Source organism: Candidatus Methylomirabilota bacterium, from assembly GCA_035709005.1.
Lineage (GTDB): Bacteria > Methylomirabilota > Methylomirabilia > Rokubacteriales > CSP1-6 > 40CM-4-69-5.
In genome coordinates this window covers 35,824-60,252 of the sequence record DASTFB010000132.1, presented here as the reverse complement: position 1 = coordinate 60,252, position 24,429 = coordinate 35,824, and the positions used below count along the sequence as shown (strand labels likewise).

Below are 24,429 nucleotides of genomic sequence, written 5' to 3'. Positions count from 1 at the left end.
AGGAGTCACGTGCCGGTCAGAGTGGAGTTCGTGCCCGTCGGTCGCCATCGACGGGAGTGGATGTGGAAGGCCCGGGATGAAAGCAATACCATCACGATCTCGGGCCACCGCTTTGATTCCCTGGGCGAGGCGCAGCGCAACGCCCGCGAGCAGATCGACGGGCTCGCGGATTCCGACCCGACGGACGACGGCCCCCTGGTAGCCTGAGCCGGCGGTCGTTCACGCCCGGTCGATCGTCGCGGGCTCGTTCAAGCTTGCCTGCCTCTGCTATCATGGGTCTGGCCAACCTCCATGAACATCTGCGTAGTCGGAACCGGCTATGTCGGTCTCGTCACCGGCGCGGTGTTCGCCGACCTCGGCAACGAGGTCATCTGTGTGGACAACCAGCCGGATAAGATCGCCGCCCTGGAAGCCGGCCGGATGCCCATCTATGAGCCGGGGCTGGAGGAGATGGTCGCCCGAAACGTCACCGATGGGCGCCTGCGCTTCACCGTCGATCTGGCCGCCGCTGTCAAACGATCGCAGATCGTCTTCATCACGGTGGCCACGCCGGCCGGCAACAACGGCCAGACCGACCTGACGGCGGTGGAGGCGGTGGCCAAGGGCATCGGGCAGGCCATGGAGCGGCACACGGTGATCGTGAACAAGTCGACGGTGCCGGTGGGCACCGGGGACCTCGTGCGCGATGTGATCCAGCGACACCAGCCCAGGCCGGTGCCCTTCGACGTGGTGTCGAACCCGGAGTTCCTGCGCGAGGGCTCGGCCATCGAGGATACCCTGCGCCCGGATCGGATCGTCATCGGCGCCTCCAACCAGCAGGTGGCCATGATCCTGCTCGAGCTCTACGCCCCGCTGGAGCGCCCGATGATCATCACCGATGTGCCGTCGGCGGAGATGATCAAGTACGCCTCCAACGCTTGTCTGGCCGCCAAGATCTCCTTCATCAACGCCATCGCCAATATCTGCGAGCTGGCGGGTGCCGACGTCGCTCAGGTCACCAAAGGGGTCGGCCTGGACGCCCGCATCGGGCCGGCGTTCATGCAGGCCGGGCTCGGCTTCGGGGGAAGCTGCTTTCCCAAAGACACCGACTCGTTGATCCACACCGCCGCCACGCTCGGCTACGACTTCCGGCTGCTCAAGGCGGTGATCGACATCAACCGCGACCGTGTCTCCCACTTCGTCGAGAAGATCCGGAAGACGCTCGATCCGTTGGACGACAAGACCCTGGCCATCCTGGGGCTGGCCTTCAAACCCAACACCGATGACATGCGCGAGGCGAAGTCGATCGAGGTCATCGGCCGGGTGCTCGCTCTTGGTGCCCGGGTCCGGGCCTACGATCCGGTGGCGGTGCCCAATGCCCGCAAGGCGCTGTCGGCCGCGGTCAGCTATTGCGATTCTCCCTACGAGGCGGCGACCGGGGCCGACGGGCTCGTCCTCGTCACCGAGTGGAACGAGTTCAAGTTTCTCAACCTGGAGCGCGTGCGCGGCCTGATGCGCCGGCCGGTGATCTTCGACGGGCGGAATCTTTGGGAGCCGGAGCGCATGCGCCGCCTCGGGTTCGAGTACTACTCCATCGGCCGCAAGCCGGTGTTGCCCGCCTAGCCCGCCACCATGCGGGTGCTCATCACCGGCGGCGCAGGCTTCATCGGCTCCCACCTGTGCGAGTTCCTGCTGCGGCGCTCCGCGCGTGTCGTGTGCATGGACAACTTCATCACCGGCACGCCGGAGAATGTGGCCCCCCTCCGCGACGACCCCGGCTTCACGCTGGTCCGCCACGACGTCACGCACTACATCGAGGTCGAGGGTGAGCTCGACTGGATCCTGCACTTTGCCAGTCCCGCCTCCCCCAACGACTACCTGGCCCTGCCCATCCAGACCCTCAAGGTGGGGGCGCTGGGCACGCACCAGGCCCTCGGGGTGGCCAAGGCCAAGCGGGCGTGCTTCTTGCTGGCCTCCACATCGGAGGTGTACGGCGACCCGCTCGTGCATCCTCAGCGCGAGGACTATTGGGGCCATGTCAATCCGGTGGGCCCGCGCGGCGTGTACGACGAAGCCAAGCGCTTCGCCGAGGCCCTGACGATGGCCTATCACCGGACGCACGGCATCGACACTCGTATCGCCCGGATCTTCAACTGTCACGGCCCCCGCATGCGGCTCAACGACGGCCGGGCCATTCCGGCCTTCGTCACCCAGGCCCTCACCGGCCAGCCCCTCACCGTCTTCGGCGACGGCTCGCAGACCCGATCCTTCCAGTACATCGACGACCTGGTGGAGGGCATCTGGCGCTTGATGCAGGCGCCGATCAACGAGCCCGTCAACCTGGGCAATCCCCACGAGATGACCCTGCTGGAGCTGGCCAAGCGAATCATCCGCCTCACGGCGTCCCCCAGCGAGATCGTCTTCCGGCCCCTGCCCGAGGACGACCCCAAGGTGCGCCAACCCGACATCACGCGCGCTCGCACCCTGCTCGGCTGGGAGCCGCGCCTGGATAGCGAGGAAGGCCTCCGGCTCACCATCGACTGGTTTCGCAGGAAGCTGGGCCGGTGAAAGTTCTGGTCACCGGCGGAGCCGGCTTCATCGGCTCCCACGTCGTCGACCGCCTCGTCGCCGACGGGCACACGGTCGTCGTCGTCGACAACCTGAGCAGCGGTCGGGCTGCGAATCTCCACCCCCAAGCGACGCTGCAGGTCTGCGACATCCGCAGCGCCCGCCTGGCCGGCATCGTTGCCGCCCAGCGGCCCGAGGCCGTCGTCCACGTGGCCGCTCAGGCGGCGGTGGCGCGCTCCGTGATCGATCCGGCCTTCGACGCCAGCGTGAACCTCCTCGGTACGCTCAACCTGCTCGAGGCCTGCCGCCGGGTCGGGGTGGGCCGCGTCGTCTACACGTCCACCGGAGGCGCCGCCTATGGCGACACCGACGTGCTGCCCACTCCGGAGGACCACCCGACGCGGGCCACGTCCCCCTACGGGGTGTCCAAGGTCGCGGCCGAGCGATACCTGGAGGTCTGGGCGGACCTCGGCGGTGGCCGCGGGGTGTCGCTGCGGCTGGCCAACGTCTACGGGCCCCGGCAGAATCCGCACGGAGAGGCCGGCGTGGTCGCCATCTTCACCCACCGCCTCCTGAGCGGGCAGTCCTGTCTCATCAACGGTGATGGCGAGCAGACTCGCGACTATGTCTACGTGGACGACGTCGCCGACGCCGTGGTGCGGACCCTGACCCGCGCCGATGCCATGGGCGTGTTCAACATCGCCACCGGCATCGAGACGACGGTGAACGAGCTCTACCGGCGGCTGGCCCGGCTGGCCCGGATCGACCGGGCTCCCGTGCACGGCCCGGCCAAGCCGGGGGAACAGCGTCGCAGCGTTCTCGACGCCGGCCGCGTGAAGGCCGTGCTGGGCTGGACCCCGGCCACCGCGCTCGACGAGGGCCTGACGCGCACGCTCGAGCACTTTAAAGAAAGGGGGTGACGCCATGATCGACGATGAGCTCAAAGCTATCCTGGTCTGCCCGGCCTGTAAGGGCGATCTCCGGTTCGAGGAGACGCGTATCATCTGTCCGGCCTGCCGCAAGGCCTACCCGATCCGCGACGGCATCCCCGTCATGCTCATCGACGAGGCCCAGCCCTGGGCGCCGAACAGCTGAGCGCCCAGGCCGTCATCCTCGCCGGAGGCCAGGGGACGCGGCTTCGCCCGCTGACGCTGGCTCGCGCCAAACCGGTGGTCCCGCTCCTGAACCGGCCCTTTCTCGCCTATCAGCTCGCACTGCTGAGTCAGCACGGCGTGGGCGACGTGATCCTCACGTGCTCATACCGGGTGGAAGACGTCAGGGACGCGATGGGCGTCGCGATGTTGGGCGCCGGGCTGCGGTACGTCGTGGAAAAGGAGCCGCTGGGCACGGGCGGGGGCGTGCGCAACGCGGCCGATCTCGTCCGCGGCCGGGTCTGGGTGCTCAACGGCGACATCCTGACCGACGTCGACCTCACGGCGATGGCCAGGTTCCACGAGGCGCGGCAGGCCCGCCTCACCATTCTATTGACGCGGGTCCCCGATCCCCGACCGTACGGCCTGGTCGAAATCGATGCCGACGGCCGTATCCATCGCTTTCGGGAGAAGCCGGCGACGGATGAGCCTCTCACGGCGGACACGATCAACGCCGGCGTCTACCTGCTCGACGCCGAATTGCTGCGGCGAATCCCTGCCGAACGGGCCGTCTCGATCGAGCGCGAGGTCTTCCCCGCCCTGATTGCCGACGGCGTCGCCTGCTTCGCCTGGTGCCCCACCGCGTACTGGCGGGACATCGGGAGCCCCGACGCCTATCGCATCGCCCAGATGGACCTGCTCGACGGGCGGGTGCGCACGTCGCTGGTTCCCGCTGGGCGGCGGCAGGGCGCGGCCTGGGTGGCCGAGGACGTCGTCCTGGCTTCGGACGCCCGCCTGGAAGGCGCCGTCGTCATCGGCGCCGCCGCGCGCGTGGAAGACCGAGCCAGGGTAGGGCCGCGGACCGTCATCGGGGCCGGCTCCGTGGTCGGCTCCGGGGCCCGCGTGGAGGAGGCGGTGGTCTGGGAGCGTGTGCAAATCGGAGCCGGCGCCGTCCTTCGCGAGTGCGTGATCGCCAACGACGTTCGCATCGGCAGCGACGCCACCATCGCGGGGGGCGCCGTGGTGGCGGCCGGAACCGTCGTGAGCGACGGGGCTCGGATCACTCGCTGATGGTAGACTGAGGCGTCATGACGCTGGCCCGCATCCGCAATTTCTCGATCGTCGCCCACATCGACCATGGCAAGTCGACGCTGGCCGATCGTCTGCTCGCGCTGACCGGTACCATGGACGCCAAGAAGGCCGTCGATCAGGTGCTCGATTCCATGGACCTCGAGCGCGAACGCGGGATCACGATCAAGGCCCACACCGTCCGCCTTCTCTACCGGGCCCGCGACGGCCAGGAATACACCCTGAACCTCATCGACACGCCGGGACATGTGGACTTCTCCTACGAAGTGTCCCGGGCGCTGGCGGCCTGCGAGGGCGCCGTGCTGATCGTGGACGCCTCCCAGGGCATCGAAGCTCAGACCCTGGCCAACTACTATCTGGCCGCCGATGCCGGGCTGGCGATCATCCCCGTCATCAACAAAATCGATCTCCCCGCGGCCGACGAGGAGGGCACGCGGACCCAGATCTCGGAAGTCCTGGGGTTGGATGGCGCCGACGCGCTGGCCATCTCGGCCAAACACGGCACCGGAGTGCCGGAGGTGCTGGAGGCGATCGTCAGCCGCATTCCGCCTCCCACCGGCGACGCGGCAGCCCCCCTCAAGGCCCTGGTCTTCGACTCCTTCTACGACTCGTACCAGGGCGTCGTCGTGTACCTGCGGCTGCAGGACGGGCGCGTGCGGGCCGGAACGCGGATCCTCCTCATGTCCAACGGGCGGACCTACGAGGTCCAGCAGGTGGGGGTCTTCACGCCCGAGATGCGGCAGGTCGAGGAGCTGTCGGCCGGCCAGGTCGGGTATCTCACGGCCTCCATCAAGCGCGTGTCCGATGCGAAAGTCGGCGAGACCATCACCGAGGCGGCCCGCCCCACCGCCGAGCCGTTTCCCGGGTATCGCGACGCCAAGCCGATGGTCTTCGCGGGCCTCTATCCCATCGAGGACACCGACTACGAGGCGCTGCGCGACGCCCTGGAGAAGCTTCGGCTCAACGACCCCGCGTTCAACTTCGAGCCGGAGACCTCGCTGGCACTCGGCTACGGCTTCCGCTGCGGCTTCCTGGGCCTGCTCCACATGGAGATCGTCCAGGAACGATTGGAGCGTGAGTTCAACCTGTCGGTCATCGTCACCGCGCCCTCGGTGCGCTACCGGGTCCTGACGACCGCCGGCGAGGTCCTGGACATCGACAACCCGTCGAAGCTTCCCACCCCCGATCACATCGAGGCGATGGAAGAGCCTTACGTGAAGTCCTCGGTGTACGTGCCCACCGAGTTCATGACGGCCATCTACAAACTGGCCCAGGAGAAGCGTGGCGAGCACAAGTCCCTGGAATACCTCGGCAAGCGCGTGCACATCCGCTTCGACTTCCCGCTGGCCGAGATCGTCATCGACTTCTACGACACGTTGAAGTCGATCTCCCGGGGCTACGCCTCCTTCGACTACGAGTTCTCCGACTTTCGGCCGTCCCATCTCGTGAAGCTCGACATCCTCCTCAACGGCGATCCCGTCGATGCCCTGAGCATCATCGTCCACCGGGACAAGGCCTACGAGCGGGGCAAGACGCTGGTGGAGAAGCTCCGCGGGGTGATCCCGCGCCAGCTTTACGAAGTCGCGATCCAGGCCGCCATCGGCAGCCGGGTCATTGCCCGGGAGACGGTCAAGGCCATGGGCAAGAACGTCACCGCCAAATGCTACGGAGGAGACATCACCCGGAAACGCAAGCTGCTCGAAAAGCAGAAAGAAGGCAAGAAGCGCATGAAGCAGGTGGGCAAGGTCGAGGTACCTCAGGAAGCCTTCCTCACCGTTCTCAAGAGCTGACATGGACGACCGAAAAGTCGAGGTGGAATCAAAAATACGGGTACCGGTCACGGGATCGCGCGACGGCGACGGGGCGGCGACCGAGACGGTCGGGACCAAGGGACGCCGGAAGTCGCTGGTTCGGGAGTACGGCGAGGCGATCGTCATCGCGATCGTCCTGGCCCTGATCATCCGCACGCTGGTGGTCCAGGCCTTCACCATCCCGTCCGGGTCGATGATGGACACCCTCCTGGTGGGGGACTACATCCTCGTCAACAAGTTCCTGTACGGACCCGAGCTGCCCTTCACGGACATCCACATGCCCGGTCTGCGGGAGCCGCAGCGGGGCGACATCATCGTGTTCAAGTACCCTCAGGACGAGAAGCGAGACTTCATCAAGCGGATCGTCGGGGTGCCCGGCGACCAGATCGTCATCCGGGGCCATGATGTGCATGTCAACGGGCAGCGGCTGCGGGAACCCTACGTCAAGCACACCGCGCCCAACTCCGGCCACACCGGCACCGGCCAGACGTACTGCGGCTACGCCTACGGATGCGAGCCGACCGCGGTGCCGCCCGACTCCTACTTCGTCATGGGGGACAACCGCGACAATTCTCAGGACAGCCGCTACTGGGGGTTCGTCCGCCGGGAGAAGATCAAGGGCAAAGCCTTCCTGATCTACTGGTCGTGGAATAGCGAGCGGCACTGGATGCGGTGGTGGCGGCTCGGCAAGTACATACCTTGAAACCGGGCACGGGCACCCGGGCTGTCGCCACGCCCGTGCCCCGCCGCAACTACCGTGGCGCTTGAGTCATCGCCTGAAGTGAGTCGTGACCACGGTTTGATCCGCCTCCGCGCCCGGACGGCCGCCAGGGAAACGGGTCTCACAGGGGTCCCCGCACCCCCTGCCCGCGGACGCCTCACAGACGCACTGGCCGCTTCGCCGCTGGGCATTCTGGGAGAGACGCGGCCGAGCGGCAACGAGCTGGGGTTCTACATCCACATGCCGTTCTGTGAGGCGCGATGTCACTTCTGCTCGTTCAACACGGCCCCGTTCGACCAAGCCGCGCTGGGCCGCTACCTCGTGGCCGCCGATCGGGAGATCAGGCTGCTGGGGGCTCTGCCCTGGGCGGGCGCGGTCACGCTGGTGAGCATCTTCATCGGCGGAGGCACGCCCAGCCTGCTGCATCCCGACGACGTGGCCGCTCTGCTGGCAGTGCTCCGCGGGGAATTCCGGGTCGCCGGGGATGTCGAGGTGACGCTCGAATGCAATCCGGAAAGCGTGTCGGTCCAGACCTTCGCCGGCTATCGCGCCGCCGGCGTCAACCGCTTCAGCCTGGGAGTCCAGGCCCTGGACGACGGCGTGCTGACCCGGCTCGGCCGTCGTCATGGAGCCGCCGACGCACGGGCCGCGTTCGAGGCGGCCCGCGCCAGCGGGGCTGACAACGTGAGCGTAGATCTCATGTACGGTCTCCCGGGCGTGGACACCGCCGCCTGGGCCGGGACGGTCGGGCAGGTGCTCGACTGGCGGCCCGATCACCTCTCCGCCTACGGGCTCACTCTGGACGCGGGGAGCCTGTGGGGATCGGCGGGAGCGCCCGAGCTGCCGACGGAGGACGTCGTCATCGAGCAATACTGGGCGCTGGCCCACGCCGCACGCGTCCGCGGGCTCGAGCATTACGAGATCTCGAACTACGCGCGCCCCGGCTTCCGCTCGCGGCACAATCTGATCTACTGGCAGGCCGCCGAATACCTGGCCTGTGGCCCCGGCGCCTGCGGATTCCTCGGCGACGTCCGGTACAGCAACCACAAGCCGGTGCCGCGCTACGTCGCCGCGCTCGATACGGGAGCCCTGCCTGTCGAGACGTGGGAGCGCCTGACGCCGCGCCAGCGGCTCGCCGAGCGGCTCATCCTGGGGCTCCGCACGGCCGACGGGGTGCCACGGGCCTGGCTGGAGCAGCGGTTGCTCGATGATCCGCGGCTTGGGGGCCTGGTCGCCGACTGGGAGCAGGCGAAACTGGTCCGGGCCGACGCCGAGCGGGTCACCCTCACGGAGTCCGGATTCCTCCTGTCCGACGCCCTGTTCGTCGAGCTTCTCTAGGCCGTTCGGCCGTGCCCGCCTTGACTTGCTCAGACCCGATTGTTACAAGAACACGGATGGATAAACGTCACCGCGATGTCCTCATCGCGTTGATCCGGGAATACGTCGACTCGGCGGAGGCTGTGGGCTCGCGCCTGCTCGCCAAACGGTACTTTCGCAACCTCTCCCCGGCCACCATCCGGAACGTGATGGCGGATCTCGAGGAGATGGGGTATTTGACCCAGCCCCACGCCAGCGCCGGCCGCGTGCCGACCGACAAGGCCTACCGCCTGTACGTCGACTCGTTCCCGCGGCCCACGTCCGGCTCCCCGGCGACCGAGGCGCTGCCCCCCCGGGGCACCGGGATCGACGACTTCATGGAGCGCACGTCCGAGCACTTGTCGGCCGTGACCAAGATGACCGGCCTCCTGCTGGCCCCGCCGCTACGGCATACGACGATCAACCGGGTCGAGCTCATCCCGCTCGAGCCCGACCGGGCGCTGGCCGTCCTGGTGACGGAGACCGGATGGGTTACGGCGCGGGCGATCAGCCTGGACCCACCGCTTCCCGCCGAGGAGGTTCGGAAGATCGGGCGGGAGCTGATGCGGCGCTTCCGGGACCGCACGGTGGCGAGCATCGTGGCGATGGAGACGGCCCCGGCCGACCCGCTGGACGAGCTGCATACGCGGGCCCGGGCCATCACCGAGCAGGTCGTGGAGATGCTCCGCGGCCGTACGCTCTATATCAGCGGCGCGATCAACATGCTGGACCATCCGGAATTCTGGGACCTGGAGACGACGCGCGAGCTCCTGCGGACGTTCGAGCAGAAGGAGCGGCTGGCCAGCCTCATGGCCGGCCTCGCCGAGGACCAGGGGGTGCATGTCACCATCGGCGAGGAGAATCCCTACGCGGAGATGCGGGAGTGCACGCTGATCACATCGACCTACCTGTACCGCAACCAGGTTCTCGGAATCCTGGGTGTGGTCGGCCCTCGCCGCCTGCCCTACCCCGAGGTCATCTCGGTGGTGAACGAGACGGCGCGCCACGTCACCGAGGCACTGTCGCGGGCCCGGCAGGATCTCTACCTGCCGTCCTGACCGCGTCGACCCGGCGAGCCAGGCGAGCACCGAGCGGCTGCTATAATTCGTTGAGATGAGAGACGACGAACGGACCGACACCGGGAACGATCAGCCGGCGGCCGAGAGCGAGGTGGCCGAGCTCAAACGCCAGCTCGAAGAACAGCGCGACCGCCTGCTCCGCGCGCTCGCCGAAACGGAGAACATGCGCCGTCGCGCACAGCGCGACCGGGAGGACTACACCCGCTACGCCAACGAGACGCTTCTCCGCGATCTCGTGCCGGCGCTCGACAACCTGGACCGGGCGCTCGCCGCGGCGCGGGCCACGGCAGACGCCAAGGGGGTCCTGGAAGGGGTGGAGCTCATCCAGCGCGAGCTGCTGCGCGTGCTCGAGCGCCACGGGATGGCCCGGTACTCCGCCCTCGGGCAGGCCTTCGATCCCACACGCCACGAGGCGACCGCGCGGGTGATCAGCGCCACCGAGGAACCGGGAACGGTCGTATCGGAGATCGCTCCCGGGTATCTCCTCCACGGCCGGGTGCTCCGTCCTGCCCAGGTCGCGGTCGCGGCGGCCCCCGACGAGGACGCCGCATGATCCGGCTGCCTCTCCGCCTCGGGTAGATGCCGCCCCGCGATTTGTACGAGGTGCTGGGGGTCCCCCGCAGCGCAAGCGACGTCGACCTCAAGAAAGCCTATCGGCAGCTCGCCCTGCAGTACCACCCCGACCGGAATCCGGGCGACAAGCAGTCCGAGGAGCGCTTCAAGGAGGTCAACGAAGCCTACGCCATCCTGTCCGATCCCGACAAGCGGGCCCAGTACGATCGCTTCGGGACCGTCGGCGTCACGACCGGGTTCGACCAGGGTTTCGGCACGCTGTTCGATGACATCTTCGAGAGCTTCTTCGCCGGTTCCGGCCGGGGCCGCCGCGGGCGGGCCGCCCGCGGCGAAGACCTGCAGTACGAGCTGGCCATTGCGCTGGAGGAGGCGGCCAGCGGCACCGAGACGAAGATCCAGGTGCCCCGCCTGGACCGCTGCGAGGCCTGCCACGGCAGCGGTGTCGAGCCGGGGGGCCGCCGCACGACCTGTGACACGTGCCACGGGCGCGGCGAGATACGAATCAGCCAGGGTTTCCTCACGGTGGCGCGCACCTGCCCCAAGTGTCACGGGGAAGGCGAGCTCAACCGCGATCCGTGCCGGGCCTGTCGCGGCGAGGGCCGCCAGCGGGCCGAGCGGCTGCTCTCGGTCAAGATCCCGCCCGGGATCGACGATGGCATGCAGCTGAGAATGCCCGGAGAGGGGGCGAGCGGACTGGGCGGCGGGCCCGCGGGCGACCTGTACGTGGTGGTGCGAGTCCGGGAGCACGAGCTCTTCACCCGCGACGGCGCGGATCTCTACTGCACGCTGCCGGTGACCTATCCCCAGCTCGTGTTCGGCGCGGAAGTCACGGTGCCGGTGATCTCGGGCACCGCGTCGCTGAAGATTCCGGCGGGCACTCAGCCGAATCAGATCTTGAGGCTGCGAGGCCGCGGCATGCCGCGCCTGCGCGAGCGCGGTCACGGTGATGCCTGCTACCGCCTCCTGCTCGAAGTCCCCCAGAAGCTGAACGCGGCGCAGCGCGAGGCGCTGCAGGCCTTCGAGGCCGCCGCCAGGGGCCACAGCGGCCCGCTGCTGGGCGCGTTCCTCGAGCGCATGAAGAAGCTGATCGGCTGACGCGGGCGTCGGCCTGCCCCCGAATGAGCAGCGCGTACTGGGAGCTGGCCATCAGCGCACCCGAGGCGGTCGAGGAGGCGCTGACCAACTTTCTCTGGGAGCTCGGCGCCCTGGGCGTCGTGGGCGAGGAGGCGCCGGGACGCGAGCTGCGGCTGCGGGCCTTCTTCCCTCCCGGCGCGGGAGCCGGCATCGGGACCCGCCTGGCGAACTACCTGGCCGGGTTACGAGCCCTCGGACTTCCCGCGCCGCAGGACTCGACCCTGAGCCGCGTGGCCGACGTCGATTGGTCCCAGGCCTGGCGCGCTCACTTCCGCCCGCTGTCGGTGGGCCGCCGGCTGCTCATCGCGCCGCCCTGGGACGCGTGCGCGGCTGGCGAGCGCATCCCGATCGTGATCGACCCCGGCCGGGCTTTCGGCACTGGTCACCACGCCAGCACACAGGGCTGCCTGGAAAGTCTGGAGGACATCATGGAGCGGGCATCGCCGCGGACAGCGATCGACCTGGGGACGGGCTCGGGGATCCTGGCCATCGCCGCGGTCCGGCTCGGCGTCTTGACCGTGCTGGCCGTGGATGATGATCCCGACGCGCTCGCCTGCGCCGCGGCCAACGCCCGCCGCAACGGCGTGACGGAGCGCGTGCGGCCCTTGCAGAGCGACGCGGGAAGTCTCACCTCGGCGGCCGCCGGCCTCGTGCTCGCCAATCTGCTGGCGCCCGCTCACCTGCGTCTGGGCCCCCACTACGCTCGGTATGTCGCGCCCGCTGGCGCCCTGGTGCTCGGCGGCATCCTGGATCCGGAAGCGCCGGCCGTCAGCGCCACGATCACGGCGCACGGCTTCGTTCCGGTCACCGTTCGCTCCGTGGACGGCTGGAGCACCCTCGTGCTGAGACGGGTAGCGTGAGCGGCCCGCGACGCTTCACGGTGACGCCGGAGCAGATCAGCGGCGACCGCGTCGCCTTCGACCAAGCGGAAAGCCGTCACATGAGCGCCGTGCTGCGCCTGACCCCCGGAGACCTGGTCGTCGCGGTCGATGGGCGCGGCCACGACTACACCGTCCGGCTCGAGCAGTTGGGCGAGGCCGCGACCGGCATGATTCTCCGCGTGGCGCCGAGCGCCTCGGAGTCCCCGCTCGCCATCAGCCTGGTGCAGGGCGTGCCCAAGGGCGACAAGATGGAAGCCATCGTCCGGGCCGCGACGGAGCTGGGGGTCCGGCGCGTGATGCCCGCCCTCACCGAGCGCACCGTCGTTCGGGCCGACCCCGGCCGCTGGCGCGATCGAGCGCGTCGATGGCAACGCGTGGCCAAGGAGGCGAGCAAGCAGAGCGGCCGGGCCTTCATCCCCCAGGTCGAGGTGCCTCGCTCGCTGGACGAGTGGTTGGATTCCGACGTCACTTCGGCGGACCTGCGCCTGTGCCTGTGGGAAGGTCAAGCGCCGTCGCTGGCCAGCCTCTGCGAGGACCTCGGCCGCGTGCCGGCCACCGCGGTCGTGCTCGTCGGACCAGAGGGTGGCCTGAGCCTCGAGGAGGTGGGGCGCGCCAGCGTGCGCGGGTGGTCGCTCGCCTCTCTCGGGCCACGGACCCTGCGCACGGAAACTGCCGGCCTCTCCGTTATCGCGGTACTGCAGTTCAGGTTCGGAGATCTCGGTGGCGAGCATGTTTCCTAAATGAGACAGCCCCCCCTCCGGCATGTTGCACGGCTGCGACGCGACAGCGATCCCGGACTCCGTAGTCACTATATTTAGTCTGGAAAAACATAGCGTTAGATCTCCCGTGCCGTCTGGCACCCAGGTTGCTCACCTTCCACCCGGCTATGCACCAGCGTACGATCCGCCGACCAGTCGAGCTCGAGGGCGTCGGCCTGCACTCCGGCAAGCCGGCCCGTATCAGGGTGTCTCCAGTGCCGGCGAACTCCGGCATCGTCTTCCGCCAGGGCGACGACGACGCCATCGCGGCAGCGCCCGAAAGCGTGATGAACTCCCATTACGCGACCACGATCGGCCGCAACGGCACGAAGATCCAGACCGTCGAGCACCTGATGGCGGCGGCCGCCGGCCTCGGGCTCGACAACCTGCTCATCGAGGTGGACGGGCCGGAGATCCCGGCCGGGGACGGCAGCGCCAAGCCCTTCGTGGCGCTCCTCGCGTCCGCCGGCCGGGTGGAGCAGTCAGCACCGAAGCGGCCCATCGTCGTTCCATACCCGATCCGGGTCGGCGGCGGCGGGCGGTGGATCCAGATCCTTCCATCCGACGTCTTCCGTATCAGCTACACGCTGGACAACGACCATCCGGCCATCGGTGTCCAGGCCATCACCTGCGCCCCGACCGAGCGGATGTTCGTCGAGGAGTTCGCCCCGGCGCGGACCTACGGGTTCCTCAAGGATCTGGGAGAGATGCGCCGTAACGGCCTGGCGCGGGGCGCCTCGCTGGAGAACGCCATCGGCGTGGGCAAGCGTGGCGCCCTGAACGGCCTGCGTTATCGGGACGAGTTCGTCCGGCACAAGATTCTGGACCTCATCGGCGACCTGGCCCTGCTCGGGCGGCCCGTCGTGGGCTATGTGATCGCCCGCAACGCCGGCCACGCCCTGAACTTCGACCTCGTCGTCGCGATTCAACGAGCCCTCGGCCTCGATCGCCGACCGGCCGGCGTTGCGCTGCCGGTCCGGGAGGCGGCTCAGCACGGCGGCCTGGCGCCCGCCCCCGCCGCCATCTAACCCGAGTCGCGCTCGGGACCCGACGCTATAATGTCCTGTCGGCCTTATGGCAGGTCTGCGTGCGGGACTCCTGATGTTCATCGTCGGCGCGTGGCTCGCCGTCCCGGTGTCCGCCCGGGGCGAGCTCCGCCTGACCGACCTCGCGGTCTATCTCAACGACCACGATTTCACCGTCCACGTCGTCGCAGTGGGAGCCGTGCCCCCGACGTTCGACGAGCCGATCTACAGCGGCATCCCTAGCCACCTCCGCTTTACCATCGAGCTCTGGCAGCTCAATCGCGGGTGGCGCGACCGCCTGCTCACCACCAGGGTCATCGAGCGCAACCTGACCTACAATGTCGTGAGCAAGGAGTTCCGCGTGGCCTCGCTCAAAGGCGAGACGCGACCGATCTATGCCACACGTGACCTGCGCGACGCCCAGCGGGTCATCTCGGAGCTGCGGGCCGCCAAGCTCAGCCCGGCCGCCGACGTCGACCTCAACGCGGTCATCTACGTCCGGGTCCGGGCCGAGGCCGCCCTCAACGGCGAGAACACGTTCGTGGCGCGAATGGCGGGCACCGCCGAAGAGACGGTGCTGCAATCCGATTATCGGACGGTCCGGCGCGTGCGCTGATGCCCCTGCTGACCGAACCCAGCCGGCGCCGCCGCAACGCCGTGATCGTCACCGCGGCCCTGGCCTTCTTGGTGGTGGCCACGGCCCTGAACTTCGAGATGCGGGTGCCCGAAGTCCCGCTTGCCTCGAACATTGTCGTGTTCGCGCTGTTCAACCTCAACCTCATCGTCTTCCTGCTCCTGCTGGTGCTCCTGCTCCGGAACCTCGTCAAGCTCTGGTTCGAGCGTCGCCGAAAGCTCCTGGGGTCACGCTTCAAGACGAAGCTCGTCCTGGCCTTCCTGTCGCTGGCCCTGGCGCCCGCCATCCTGATCTTCACGATCGCCTCAAACTTCATCAACAAATCCATCGAAGGCTGGTTCAAGCCGCAGGTCGAGCAGCCGTTGGAACAGGCGCTGTCGGTGGCCCAGACGTACTACCAGAACCTCCAGGCGGCCGCGCTGCGCCACGGGCAGCACATCGCCCGCGTCGTCGAGCGCGACGCGCTGCTCGAGGACGCCCGGCGCGAGGCGCTGGCCGCCTACCTGGTCGAGCAGCAGGAACAGCTGGGGCTCAGCGCCATCACCGTCTTCAGCGCGAAAGGGCAGGAACTGGCCCACGTCAACGACCCGGCCCTGGGCGAGCTGCCGACCCGTGACATCAACGAAGGGCAACTGCGCCTGGGGCTGGCCGGCCAACACGTCACCACGGTCCGCGAGGTCTACTCGGGCGATCTCATCGAGGCCTTCGCCCCGGTGGTGGCCCGCGACTCCGATCGCCGCATCCTCGGCACGGTCGTGGTGGGGACCCACGTGGCCGAGCGACTGGAACACCGGATCCGGGGGATCGCCCAGGCCTTTCTGGAGTACAAGCAGCTCAAGCTGGTGAAGAACCCCATCAAGGGCATCTACATCCTGCTGTTCATGCTGCTGACCCTGATCATCGTGTTCTCCTTCACCTGGTTCGGGCTCTATCTGGCCCGCGGCATCACCGGGCCCATCGCCGAGCTGGCCGAAGGCACCCGGGAGGTGGCGGCCGGCAACCTGAGCTACAAGGTGCAGGTGCGCGCCGACGACGAGCTGGGCGTCCTCGTGGACTCGTTCAACCGCATGACCGAAGATCTCGGTCGCTCCAAGCGGCAGCTGGAAGAAGCGTATCTGGACCTGCAAGACAAGCACACGGAGCTCGAGGAACGTCGACGGTACATCGAGACGGTGATGGAGGCGGTCACCACCGGCGTCGTCTCCCTGGATCCTCAGGGCTGCGTCACCACCCTGAACCGGGCGGCCGCGGCCATGTTCGGGCTGCAGGGGGCGACCGCGGTGGGCCGGCCGGTGGAGCAGGTGTTCGGCAGTCCCGACCTGGCCGACGTGATCGGCCTCGTCCAGCGGGTGCGCCGGCTTCGGGCGGGGGCGGTCGATCAGGAGCTCCATCTGCGCCGCAAAGGCGCCACCGTCTCGCTGCTGGCCTCGGCCACCGCACTGCGCGGGCCCGAAGGCGAGTACGCCGGAGCCGTGCTCGTCGTAGACGACCTCACCGAGCTGCTCAAAGCGCAGCGGCTGGCCGCCTGGCGCGAAGTGGCCCAGCGGATCGCCCACGAGATCAAGAATCCGCTCACGCCGATCCAACTGTCGGCCCAGCGCCTGCGTCGGCGTCTGACCCGTAACGCCGGCGACCACGAGCTGGTGGCCGAGTGCACCGGCATCATCATCCAGGAAGTCAACGGTCTCCGCCGCCTCGTGGACGAGTTCTCGCGATTCGCCCGGATGCCGGTGCTCACCCCGCGGCCCGCTGACCTGCGCCCCCTGGTGGACAGCGTGGCGAGTCTCTACCGCGAGTCCCATCCCACGTTGCGGTTCAGCACCCGGTACCCCGACGACTTGCCCCTCCTGGAGTTCGACCCCGACTACATCAAGCGGGCCCTGCTCAATCTGGTCGACAATGCCGTGGAGGCGGTGGGCGGCGGAGGGGACGTGGACATCGAGATCGCGCTGGCGCCCGACGGAGGCCGCGTCCAGCTCATCGTGAGCGATTCCGGTCCGGGGATCAAGCCCGAGGACAAGGACAAGCTGTTCCTGCCGTACTTCTCGACGAAGACCACCGGCATGGGCCTGGGGCTGCCCATCGTCCACGAGATCATCACCGAGCACGGCGGGGCCGTCTGGGTGGAGGACAACCACCCGCGGGGGAGCCGCTTCGTGGTCGAGCTTCCCGTGGCGCGCCTGTCGGCTGCGGTCGAGACCCAGGCCTAGCGAGCGACAATGGCCGGCGAGCATATCCTGATCGTCGACGATGAGCCGGCGATTCAGTCGACCCTCCGGGGCGTACTCGAGGATGAAGGCTATCGGGTCACCGCCGTGGGCACCGGCGACGATGCGCTGGTGATGCTGGGCGACGAGCCGTTCGACCTGGTGTTCCTGGACATCTGGATGCCGGGCAAGGACGGCCTGCAGACGCTGGCCGACCTGAAGCGACAGCGGCCCGAAGTGACGGTGGTGATGATCTCCGGCCACGGCACCATCGAGACCGCGGTCAAGGCCACGCGCCTCGGCGCCTACGACTTCATCGAGAAGCCGCTATCGCTGGAGAAGACCCTGCTCACCGTCAGCCGCGCCCTCGAGCACGCGCGGCTCGAGCGGGAAAACGCCACGCTGCGGGAGCGGCTGGAGGAGCGCTGGACGATCATCGGGGAGAGCTCGGCCGTCCGCCAGCTTCGCGAACAGATCGCCACCGCGGCGCCCAGCAATGGCCGCGTCCTCATCCACGGTGAGAACGGCAGCGGCAAGGAGTTGGTGGCCCGGGCCATCCACGCGTTGTCGGCCCGCCGCGAACGGCCGTTCGTGGAGGTCAACTGCGCGGCCATCCCCGAAGAGCTGATCGAGTCCGAGCTGTTCGGCCACGAGAAAGGGGCGTTCACCGGCGCGCTCAGCCGCCGTCGCGGCCGCTTCGAGCTCGCCGACGGCGGGACGTTGTTTCTGGACGAGATCGGCGACATGAGCCTCAAGACGCAGGCCAAGGTACTGCGAGCCCTGGAGGAGCAGGCCTTCGAGCGCGTGGGCGGGCGGGAGACCATCAAGGTCGACGTCCGGGTGATCGCCGCCTCCAATCGCGATCTCAGCGCACTGCTGGGGAGCGGCTTCCGCGAGGACCTGTTCTACCGCCTCAACGTCATTCCCATCGAGGTGCCTCCGTTACGGGCGCGTAAGGAAGACATCCCCCTGCTGATCGACCACTTCATCCGCGTCGTCTGCGTGGAGAACGGCAAGCGCCTCAAGACGCTGTCGGGCGAGGCGCTGGCCTATTTCATGACCTACGACTGGCCGGGCAACGTACGGGAGCTCCGCAACATGGTGGAGCGGCTGGTGATCATGGCGCCGACCGACGTCATCGGTGTGGACGACCTGCCAGCCCCGTTGCGGCCCAAGGACGCCGCTGCGGCGGCCGTCGACACCCGCGATCGATCGCTACGCGAAGCCCGGGACAACTTCGAGCGCGCGTACATTCTCACCGAGCTGCGGGCCAACGACTGGAACATGACCCGCACCGCCGAGCGGCTGGGCATCGAGCGCAGCCACCTCTACCGCAAGATCAAGCTCTACGGGATCACCCCGCCCCGGTGAGGCGGGCAGCGTTCAGGGCGCTGGCGGGGCTCGATCCTTCGCGCGGTGGCTGAGCGATGCCCGTCTGGAACTTCGTCTGGCGGAGCGCGTATCACGACTCGGTGACCCTCATGCGGCTCACTCGCGACATGGAGGCCGTTCCCGGCGTCGAGCGGGCGGCCGCCATGATGGGCACGCCGCAGAACCGCGCCCTGCTTGCCGACGCCGGCCTCCTGCCTCCGGACGCCCCGGACACGGCGCCCGCCGATCTGCTCATCGCGGTCGCGGCGGCCGACGAGGCGGCGGCCAGCGGCGCTGAAGCGGCGGCCCGGACCGCGCTGCTGACTGGCCCACCGCGAGCGCGGGGGGGCTTGTCGGGCGCCCCGGACCGCCGCGCCCGCACGCTGACGTCGGCGATCCGCACCCTTCCCGATGCCAGCCTCGCGCTCATCTCCGTCCCCGGGCTCTACGCAGCAGCGGAGGCTCGCAAGGCACTGCATATGGGACTGCACGTCATGCTCTTCAGCGACAACGTTCCCGTCGAGGCCGAGCTCGAGCTCAAGCGTCTGGCCCTCGGTCAGGGGCTGTTTCTCATGGGCCCCGACTGCGGGACGGCGCTGCTCAACGGCGTGCCGCTAGGATTCGCCAATGCCGTGCCCCGCGGTCGGATCGGCATCGCCGCGGCTTCGGGGACGGGGTTGCAAGAGGTGAGCACGCTCGTCGCCCGCTACGGCGAAGGCATCTCGCACGGCATCGGCGTAGGCGGGCGCGATCTGACGGATGCGGTCGGTGGACTCATGATGTCGCGGGCGCTCGTCGTGCTCGCCGAGGACGAGGCTACCGAAGTCCTGTGCGTGATCGGCAAGCCACCCGGAAAGGCTGTGGCGGCCCGGCTGGCGTCGGAGATCGGACGGCTCGGCAAGCCTTGCGTCGCGCACTTCGTCGGCTCGGGATCGGGTTCTCTCGAGGACTGCGCGCGGGCCGCGGTGGCCCAGGCCAGGAAGGAGCGTCCGATCGCGACGGAATTCACCATGCCCGCCGGCGAGGTGGAGCGGCTCGTGGCCGAGGCCGCGCGCGGGCTGGCGCCGGGGCAACGCTGCATCAGCGGCGTCTTTGCGGGAGGCACGCTGGCCTGGGAGGCGCGGGCCATTCTGGCAGCGGTGCTGCCCGACGTCGCTCCCGACGTGACGTCGGGCGCCGGCGCTCACCGCGTCGTCGACCTCGGCGAGGACATGTTCACCGTGGGTCGGCCTCACCCGATGATCGACGGGAGCGTTCGCCGGGAGTGGATCGTCCGGGAGGCCGCCGATCCGGCCACGGCCATCCTGTTGCTGGACGTCATCCTGGGTTACGGAGCCCACCCTGATCCCGCCGGCGAGCTGGTCCCCGCGCTCGAGCGGGCGCGCACCGACGCGCGTGCGCGGCAGCGCGGGCTGGCCATCGTCGCCTGCGTCGTGGGCACTGACGGCGACCCCCAGGGACGGCAGGCCCAGGTGGCCACGCTCACCGCCCACGGCGTCATCGTCATGCCGTCGAACGCCCAGGCCGCCCGGCTGGCCGCGCGGATCGCCCGCGCCGTCAGCGGCTGACCAGCGGGGCCGGCAAGCACTCGCGGGACGCGGCCGACGCCGGCGCCTACCCGCCGGCCATGGCGCCGACGATCAGCAAGGGCTCGGCGCCGGCGACGACCGGCTCGGGCAGCGGGGCGTCCGGCGACTCGTGAGACAGGTCCTCCTGGCAAGCGAAGATCCTCACCAGCGCCCGGCGCTGCTGGGTGGCGTGGTCGCGGATCGTCCCCCGCAGCGTCGGATAGCGGGCCTCGAGCGCATCGAGCACCGAGCGCTGCGTGGCCCGCCCGCCCACGTCCAGGTGCACCTCACCGTCGACGCGAGCGAGAGCTCGCAAGTGGGCCGGGAGCACGACCCGGATCATGGCAGGGTCTGGGCTTCCACGGACACCACCGCCGGCAGGTCGCGGACGACGGGAGCCCAGTGGTCGCCGGCATCGGCGGAGGCATAGACCTGCCCGCCGGTGGTCCCGAAGTACACGCCACACGGGTCCAGCGCGTCGACGGCCATCGCGTCGCGGAGCACGTTGACGTAGCAGTCGCGTTGGGGCAGGCCCGTCGTGAGCGCCTCCCACTCGTGCCCGCCCGTCCGGCTGCGATAGACGCGGAGCTTTCCGTCGGGCGGATAGTGCTCCGAGTCACTCTTGATCGGAACGACGTAGATGGTGTCCGGCTCGTGTGCGTGCACCTCGATGGGGAAGCCGAAATCACTGGGCAAGTTCTCGCCGACGTCGTGCCAAGAAGTGCCCGCGTCGTCACTGCGCATGACGTCCCAGTGCTTCTGCATGAACAGCACGCCCGGACGCGATCGGTGCATCGTGATGCGGTGAACGCAGTGGCCCACCTCCGCGTTCGGGTCGGGGATGCCTTCCGAATGCAAGCCCCGGTTGATCGGCCGCCACGTCTCGCCGGCGTCGTCGGTGCGGAACACGCCCGCCGCCGAGATGGCGACGAAGATCCGGCCGGGGGCCTGGGGATCCAGCAGGATCGTGTGCAGACACATTCCGCCCGCGCCCGGCTGCCAGGTGGACGCGGAGCTGTGGCGCCGGAGGCCGGGAAGCTCTTGCCAGGTTTGCCCGCCGTCGACCGATCGGAACAAGGCGGCGTCTTCGACCCCGGCGTAGACTGTATCCGGATCGGACAGGGAGGGTTCGAGGTGCCAGACCCGGGCGAATGCCCAGGGGTGGGGCGAGCCGTCGTACCACTGATGAGTGCCGGGAACGCCTTCGTAGACGAACTTGTTACCGACCGGCTCCCACGTCTTGCCGCCGTCGTTGGAGCGTTGGATCAGCTGCCCGAACCAGCCGCTCGACTGCGAGGCATAAAGGCGATTCGGGTCAGCGGGAGAACCTTTGAGGTGATAGAGCTCCCATCCCCCGAAGTGAGGACCGCTGACGTCCCACCGTGTGCGCTTGGCGTCGGACGTGAGGACGAACGCACCCTTGCGCGTACCGACCAGAACCCGTACTCCGCTCATGTCCTGCTCCTTCCCGAGCCTGATGCCAGCCGGGGCCGGCCGTTGTCGGCACGACTGGCGCGGCCCGCCCCACGGTCGTCATCGCTCTACGGTCTAGTCGACCGGTCCGGGCCCAAATCGACATCCTTGTCGATTCCGGCTCTTCCCGCGACTATCTCGCGTCCCGAGCTGTTCGTCCACGACGCGGAGCACCCATGAGCCTGGACGCCTGGCCCCCGAGCCACCTCGAGGCCCGGGTGGCCTCCGGGATCCCGCCCCGGCTCCCGGGGTGTGTCGAGGTGCGGCCCATCATGGAGCGCCGGCGGTCCTGGCCTGGAGAGCGCGCGCGTTGACAGAGCAGACGTCGGATCAGACGCGCGAAGTGGTGGAGAGCCTCTACCGTTCCGAGTCTCGCCGCGTGCTGGCGACCCTCATCCGGGTGCTCGGGGATTTCGACCTCGCCGAGGAGGCGCTGCACGACGCCTTCGCCGCGGCGGTGGCACAATGGCCGCGCGACGGCCTGCCGGCCAATCCCCGGGCCTGGCTGGTGTCGGCCGGCCGGTTCAAGGCCATCGACGGCATGCGCCGACGCGTCCGGTTCGACGCCTCGCTGGCCGAGCTCGCCGAACGGCTCGACGCCCAGGCCGCGGACGCCACCAGCCGCGACGACGAGACACTCGAAGATGACCGGCTGCGCTTGATCTTCACGTGCTGCCATCCCGCCCTGCCGGCCGATGCCCAGGTGGCGCTGACCCTGCGCGAAGTCTGCGGCCTCACCACCGAGGAGATCGCGCGCGCCTTCCTCAGTGCCGCGCCCACGGTGGCCCAGCGAGTGGTGCGCGCCAAGACGAAGATCCGGGAGGCGCGTATTCCCTACCAGGTGCCGTCCCGCGCCGAGCTGCCCGAGCGGCTGGACATCGTACTGCACGTCATCTACCTGGTCTTCAACGAAGGATATTCCGCTTCGTCGGGCTCCTCGCTGACGCGGCCCGACCTCTCGGCCGAGGCGATCCGTCTGGGGCGCCTGCTGGTCGCGCTGCTGCCGGAGCCGGAAGCCGAGGGACTGCTGGCCCTGATGCTGTTGCACGAATCGCGACGCGCCGCGCGCACGTCGCCGACCGGCGAGCTGGTCCTCCTCGACGAGCAGGACCGTTCGCGCTGGAATCGCCATCAGATCGCCGAGGGACTGACGCTGTTGGAGCGCGCACTCGCCTCGCGCCGGTTCGGCCCGTACACGCTGCAGGCGGCGATCGCAGCGGTACACGCCGAGGCGCCCACCGCGGCCGCGACGGACTGGTCACAGATCGTCAGCCTCTACGACGTTCTGGTCCGCGTGGATCCCTCGCCAGTGGTCGAGCTGAACCGCGCCGCGGCCGTGGCCATGCGCGACGGCCCCCTGGCCGGACTGGCCCTCATCGAGGCGATCCTCGCCCGGGGCAATCTCGACAACTATGCCCTGGCCCACTCCGCGCGGGCCGAGCTGTGCCGACGACTGGGCCGGACGGCCGAGGCCCGAGCCTCCTACGCCCGGGCCCTCAGCCTCACGCGGCAGGAACCGCAGCGGAGGTTTCTCGAGCGACGGCTGGCCGAGTTGCCCGGATGACGACGCCGTCGGCCCGCGACCACGGCGGGGAGTTCGCCCGACTGCCCTTCGCGCCACCCATCGCGCCGATGTTGTCGAAAGCCGCCGACGCCTTGCCCGGCGGCGCCGGGTGGCAGTTCGAGCCCAAATGGGACGGCTTTCGAACGCTGGTGTTCCGGGACGGCGACGAGGTCCTGCTGCAGAGCCGTGACGAGAAGCCCATGAATCGATACTTCCCCGAGCTGGTGGCTCCGCTGGCCGCCGCGCTGCCCCAGCGCTGCGTGGTCGACGGCGAGATCGTCATCGTCGGCAGCGGGGGCCTCGATTTCGCGGCCCTGCTGTTGCGCATCCATCCGGCCGCTTCCCGGGTGAAGCTGCTGGCCGCGCAGTCCCCCGCGTCGTTCGTAGCCTGGGACCTTCTCGCCCTGGACGACGAGGATTTGCGCCAGGTGCCGCTGGCCGTGCGGCGCCACCGGCTGGAGCAAGTCCTGGCCGGCGCGCCGCCGCCGGTGCACCTGTCGCCAGCCACGCGGGATCGGGCCCTGGCCGAGGACTGGTTTCGTCGTTTCGAGGGCGCCGGGCTGGACGGCGTCATGGCCAAGCGCCTGGAGGCGCCCTATCGGGCCGGCGAGCGCACGATGATCAAGGTGAAGCATGTGCGGACCGCCGACTGCGTCGTCGCCGGCTTTCGCTGGCACAAGAAGGGAGCGGGCACGATGGTCGGCTCGCTGCTGCTCGGCCTCTACGATGAGACCGGCACGCTGCACCATGTCGGTGTCGCTTCCGCCTTCAGCAACGCGGTGCGAACCCGGCTCGTCGCCGAGCTGGCGCCGTTGCGCGACCGCGCGCTGGAGAACCATCCCTGGCGGCATTGGGCCGAGGTCGAGGAGGACGTGAGCGCCGGGGGGCAGCGGCTGCCCGGCGCCGCTAGCCGTTGGAATCGCGGCAAGGATCTGAGCTGGGAGCCGCTCCGGCCGGAACGAGTGTGCGAGGTGGCCTACGATCACATGCAGGGTTCTCGCTTCCGGCATGCGACGCAGTTCCTGCGCTGGCGCCCCGACAAGCGGCCTGCTGAGTGCCTCTACGACCAGCTGGAGGTCACGCCGGCCTACGAGCTGGAGCGGGTCTTTGGCGCCCGCGACCGCCGCCGGCCGTACCCGGAGGCGCGTGCCGGATCGTGAGCCCGGGCCCCGCTGTCGATTCTCACGCTGCTCGTTCGACTGACTACGAGAGGCCGACAGCCGGCCTGACACCCACGAGGGAGGCAATGTTGAAGTTTCTCTGTCTCGGATACATGGATGAGAAGAAGTGGGAGGCGATGTCGAAAACCGAGCAGGACACGATGATGCAGGAGTGTTTCGCCTACGATGACGTGCTCAGGAAGAACGGCCACTTCGTGGCGGGAGAGGCGCTGCAGAGCGCTCGAGCCGCCAAGACGCTGCGCTGGAAGGGGACCCGGGTGTCGAATGGGCCGTCCGGCACCCGAGCATGGCCACCAAGCTGATCGTCAACTTGGCGGTCAAGGACCTCATCTGGGCTTCTTCTGGATGGATCCCAAAGCTGCCGCG

Annotated in this window: 24 protein-coding genes; 22 read left to right on the top strand and 2 right to left on the bottom strand. The window is 68.9% G+C overall.

Going from position 1 to position 24,429, the window contains the following annotated elements:
* The first annotated feature begins 9 nt into the window (after window positions 1-9).
* The 19 genes from VFR64_22165 (at window position 10) to fdrA (ending at window position 19,845) form a co-directional block, all read left to right on the top strand.
* Complete coding sequence (locus VFR64_22165; GenBank protein ID HET9492438.1) at window positions 10-207, top strand: hypothetical protein; 198 nt, start codon at window positions 10-12, stop codon at window positions 205-207.
* A gap of 84 nt (window positions 208-291) precedes the next feature.
* Window positions 292-1,602, top strand: a complete 1,311-nt coding sequence (locus VFR64_22160; protein HET9492437.1) for a UDP-glucose/GDP-mannose dehydrogenase family protein — start codon at window positions 292-294, stop codon at window positions 1,600-1,602.
* 9 nt (window positions 1,603-1,611) lie between these two features.
* The gene (locus VFR64_22155) at window positions 1,612-2,547 is read left to right on the top strand and encodes a UDP-glucuronic acid decarboxylase family protein (protein ID HET9492436.1); all 936 of its coding nucleotides are present in this window, start codon (window positions 1,612-1,614) and stop codon (window positions 2,545-2,547) included.
* The gene (locus VFR64_22150; protein HET9492435.1) at window positions 2,544-3,467 is read left to right on the top strand and encodes an NAD-dependent epimerase/dehydratase family protein; all 924 of its coding nucleotides are present in this window, start codon (window positions 2,544-2,546) and stop codon (window positions 3,465-3,467) included. The genes VFR64_22155 and VFR64_22150 overlap by 4 nt, the downstream gene beginning before the upstream one ends.
* A 4-nt stretch (window positions 3,468-3,471) precedes the next feature.
* Window positions 3,472-3,642 (top strand): Trm112 family protein, encoded by a 171-nt coding sequence (locus tag VFR64_22145; protein HET9492434.1) that lies wholly within the window; start codon window positions 3,472-3,474, stop codon window positions 3,640-3,642.
* On the top strand, window positions 3,561-4,709 hold the full coding sequence (locus VFR64_22140) for an NDP-sugar synthase (protein HET9492433.1): 1,149 nt from the start codon (window positions 3,561-3,563) through the stop codon (window positions 4,707-4,709). The genes VFR64_22145 and VFR64_22140 overlap by 82 nt, the downstream gene beginning before the upstream one ends.
* A 17-nt stretch (window positions 4,710-4,726) precedes the next feature.
* Window positions 4,727-6,517, top strand: a complete 1,791-nt coding sequence (lepA, locus tag VFR64_22135; GenBank protein HET9492432.1) for a translation elongation factor 4 — start codon at window positions 4,727-4,729, stop codon at window positions 6,515-6,517.
* A 1-nt stretch (window position 6,518) separates the two neighbouring features.
* Complete coding sequence (lepB, locus tag VFR64_22130; protein ID HET9492431.1) at window positions 6,519-7,241, top strand: signal peptidase I; 723 nt, start codon at window positions 6,519-6,521, stop codon at window positions 7,239-7,241.
* A gap of 258 nt (window positions 7,242-7,499) precedes the next feature.
* Window positions 7,500-8,597 carry a radical SAM family heme chaperone HemW gene (gene hemW, locus VFR64_22125; protein ID HET9492430.1) on the top strand — a complete coding sequence of 366 codons (1,098 nt, stop codon included), beginning with the start codon at window positions 7,500-7,502 and terminating at the stop codon, window positions 8,595-8,597.
* Window positions 8,598-8,653: 56 nt separating this feature from the next.
* Window positions 8,654-9,673: a heat-inducible transcriptional repressor HrcA gene (hrcA, locus tag VFR64_22120; protein ID HET9492429.1), complete on the top strand. Its 1,020-nt coding sequence runs from the start codon at window positions 8,654-8,656 to the stop codon at window positions 9,671-9,673.
* A 55-nt stretch (window positions 9,674-9,728) separates the two neighbouring features.
* Window positions 9,729-10,247, top strand: coding sequence for a nucleotide exchange factor GrpE (gene grpE, locus VFR64_22115; protein HET9492428.1), 519 nt, complete (start codon window positions 9,729-9,731; stop codon window positions 10,245-10,247).
* Between the two features lie 26 nt (window positions 10,248-10,273).
* On the top strand, window positions 10,274-11,362 hold the full coding sequence (gene dnaJ / locus VFR64_22110; GenBank protein ID HET9492427.1) for a molecular chaperone DnaJ: 1,089 nt from the start codon (window positions 10,274-10,276) through the stop codon (window positions 11,360-11,362).
* 23 nt (window positions 11,363-11,385) lie between these two features.
* A complete protein-coding gene (locus VFR64_22105) occupies window positions 11,386-12,261 on the top strand; it encodes a 50S ribosomal protein L11 methyltransferase (GenBank protein ID HET9492426.1) in 876 nt (291 codons plus the stop codon).
* Window positions 12,258-13,022 (top strand): 16S rRNA (uracil(1498)-N(3))-methyltransferase, encoded by a 765-nt coding sequence (locus VFR64_22100; GenBank protein HET9492425.1) that lies wholly within the window; start codon window positions 12,258-12,260, stop codon window positions 13,020-13,022. The genes VFR64_22105 and VFR64_22100 overlap by 4 nt, the downstream gene beginning before the upstream one ends.
* 146 nt (window positions 13,023-13,168) lie before the next feature.
* Complete coding sequence (gene lpxC / locus VFR64_22095) at window positions 13,169-14,068, top strand: UDP-3-O-acyl-N-acetylglucosamine deacetylase (protein ID HET9492424.1); 900 nt, start codon at window positions 13,169-13,171, stop codon at window positions 14,066-14,068.
* A 46-nt stretch (window positions 14,069-14,114) separates the two neighbouring features.
* Window positions 14,115-14,681, top strand: coding sequence for a DUF4390 domain-containing protein (locus VFR64_22090; protein HET9492423.1), 567 nt, complete (start codon window positions 14,115-14,117; stop codon window positions 14,679-14,681).
* A complete protein-coding gene (locus tag VFR64_22085; protein HET9492422.1) occupies window positions 14,681-16,909 on the top strand; it encodes an ATP-binding protein in 2,229 nt (742 codons plus the stop codon). Before VFR64_22090 ends, VFR64_22085 begins: the two co-directional genes overlap by 1 nt.
* Before the next feature lie 9 nt (window positions 16,910-16,918).
* On the top strand, window positions 16,919-18,277 hold the full coding sequence (locus VFR64_22080; GenBank protein ID HET9492421.1) for a sigma-54 dependent transcriptional regulator: 1,359 nt from the start codon (window positions 16,919-16,921) through the stop codon (window positions 18,275-18,277).
* 56 nt (window positions 18,278-18,333) lie between these two features.
* Window positions 18,334-19,845, top strand: coding sequence for an acyl-CoA synthetase FdrA (fdrA, locus tag VFR64_22075; protein ID HET9492420.1), 1,512 nt, complete (start codon window positions 18,334-18,336; stop codon window positions 19,843-19,845).
* A gap of 46 nt (window positions 19,846-19,891) precedes the next feature.
* Here fdrA and VFR64_22070 read toward each other — a convergent pair whose 3' ends face one another.
* On the bottom strand, window positions 19,892-20,188 hold the full coding sequence (locus tag VFR64_22070; GenBank protein HET9492419.1) for a MoaD/ThiS family protein: 297 nt from the start codon (window positions 20,186-20,188) through the stop codon (window positions 19,892-19,894).
* Complete coding sequence (locus VFR64_22065; GenBank protein HET9492418.1) at window positions 20,185-21,300, bottom strand: exo-alpha-sialidase; 1,116 nt, start codon at window positions 21,298-21,300, stop codon at window positions 20,185-20,187. Before VFR64_22065 ends, VFR64_22070 begins: the two co-directional genes overlap by 4 nt.
* A gap of 328 nt (window positions 21,301-21,628) precedes the next feature.
* Here VFR64_22065 and VFR64_22060 point away from each other — a divergent pair, with 328 nt between their 5' ends.
* The 3 genes from VFR64_22060 to VFR64_22050 all read left to right on the top strand — a co-directional run bounded on the left by VFR64_22060 (window position 21,629) and on the right by VFR64_22050 (window position 24,365).
* Complete coding sequence (locus VFR64_22060) at window positions 21,629-22,882, top strand: RNA polymerase sigma factor (protein HET9492417.1); 1,254 nt, start codon at window positions 21,629-21,631, stop codon at window positions 22,880-22,882.
* On the top strand, window positions 22,879-24,042 hold the full coding sequence (locus tag VFR64_22055; GenBank protein HET9492416.1) for an ATP-dependent DNA ligase: 1,164 nt from the start codon (window positions 22,879-22,881) through the stop codon (window positions 24,040-24,042). The genes VFR64_22060 and VFR64_22055 overlap by 4 nt, the downstream gene beginning before the upstream one ends.
* An 86-nt stretch (window positions 24,043-24,128) precedes the next feature.
* Window positions 24,129-24,365 (top strand): hypothetical protein, encoded by a 237-nt coding sequence (locus tag VFR64_22050; protein ID HET9492415.1) that lies wholly within the window; start codon window positions 24,129-24,131, stop codon window positions 24,363-24,365.
* Window positions 24,366-24,429: the final 64 nt, after the last annotated feature.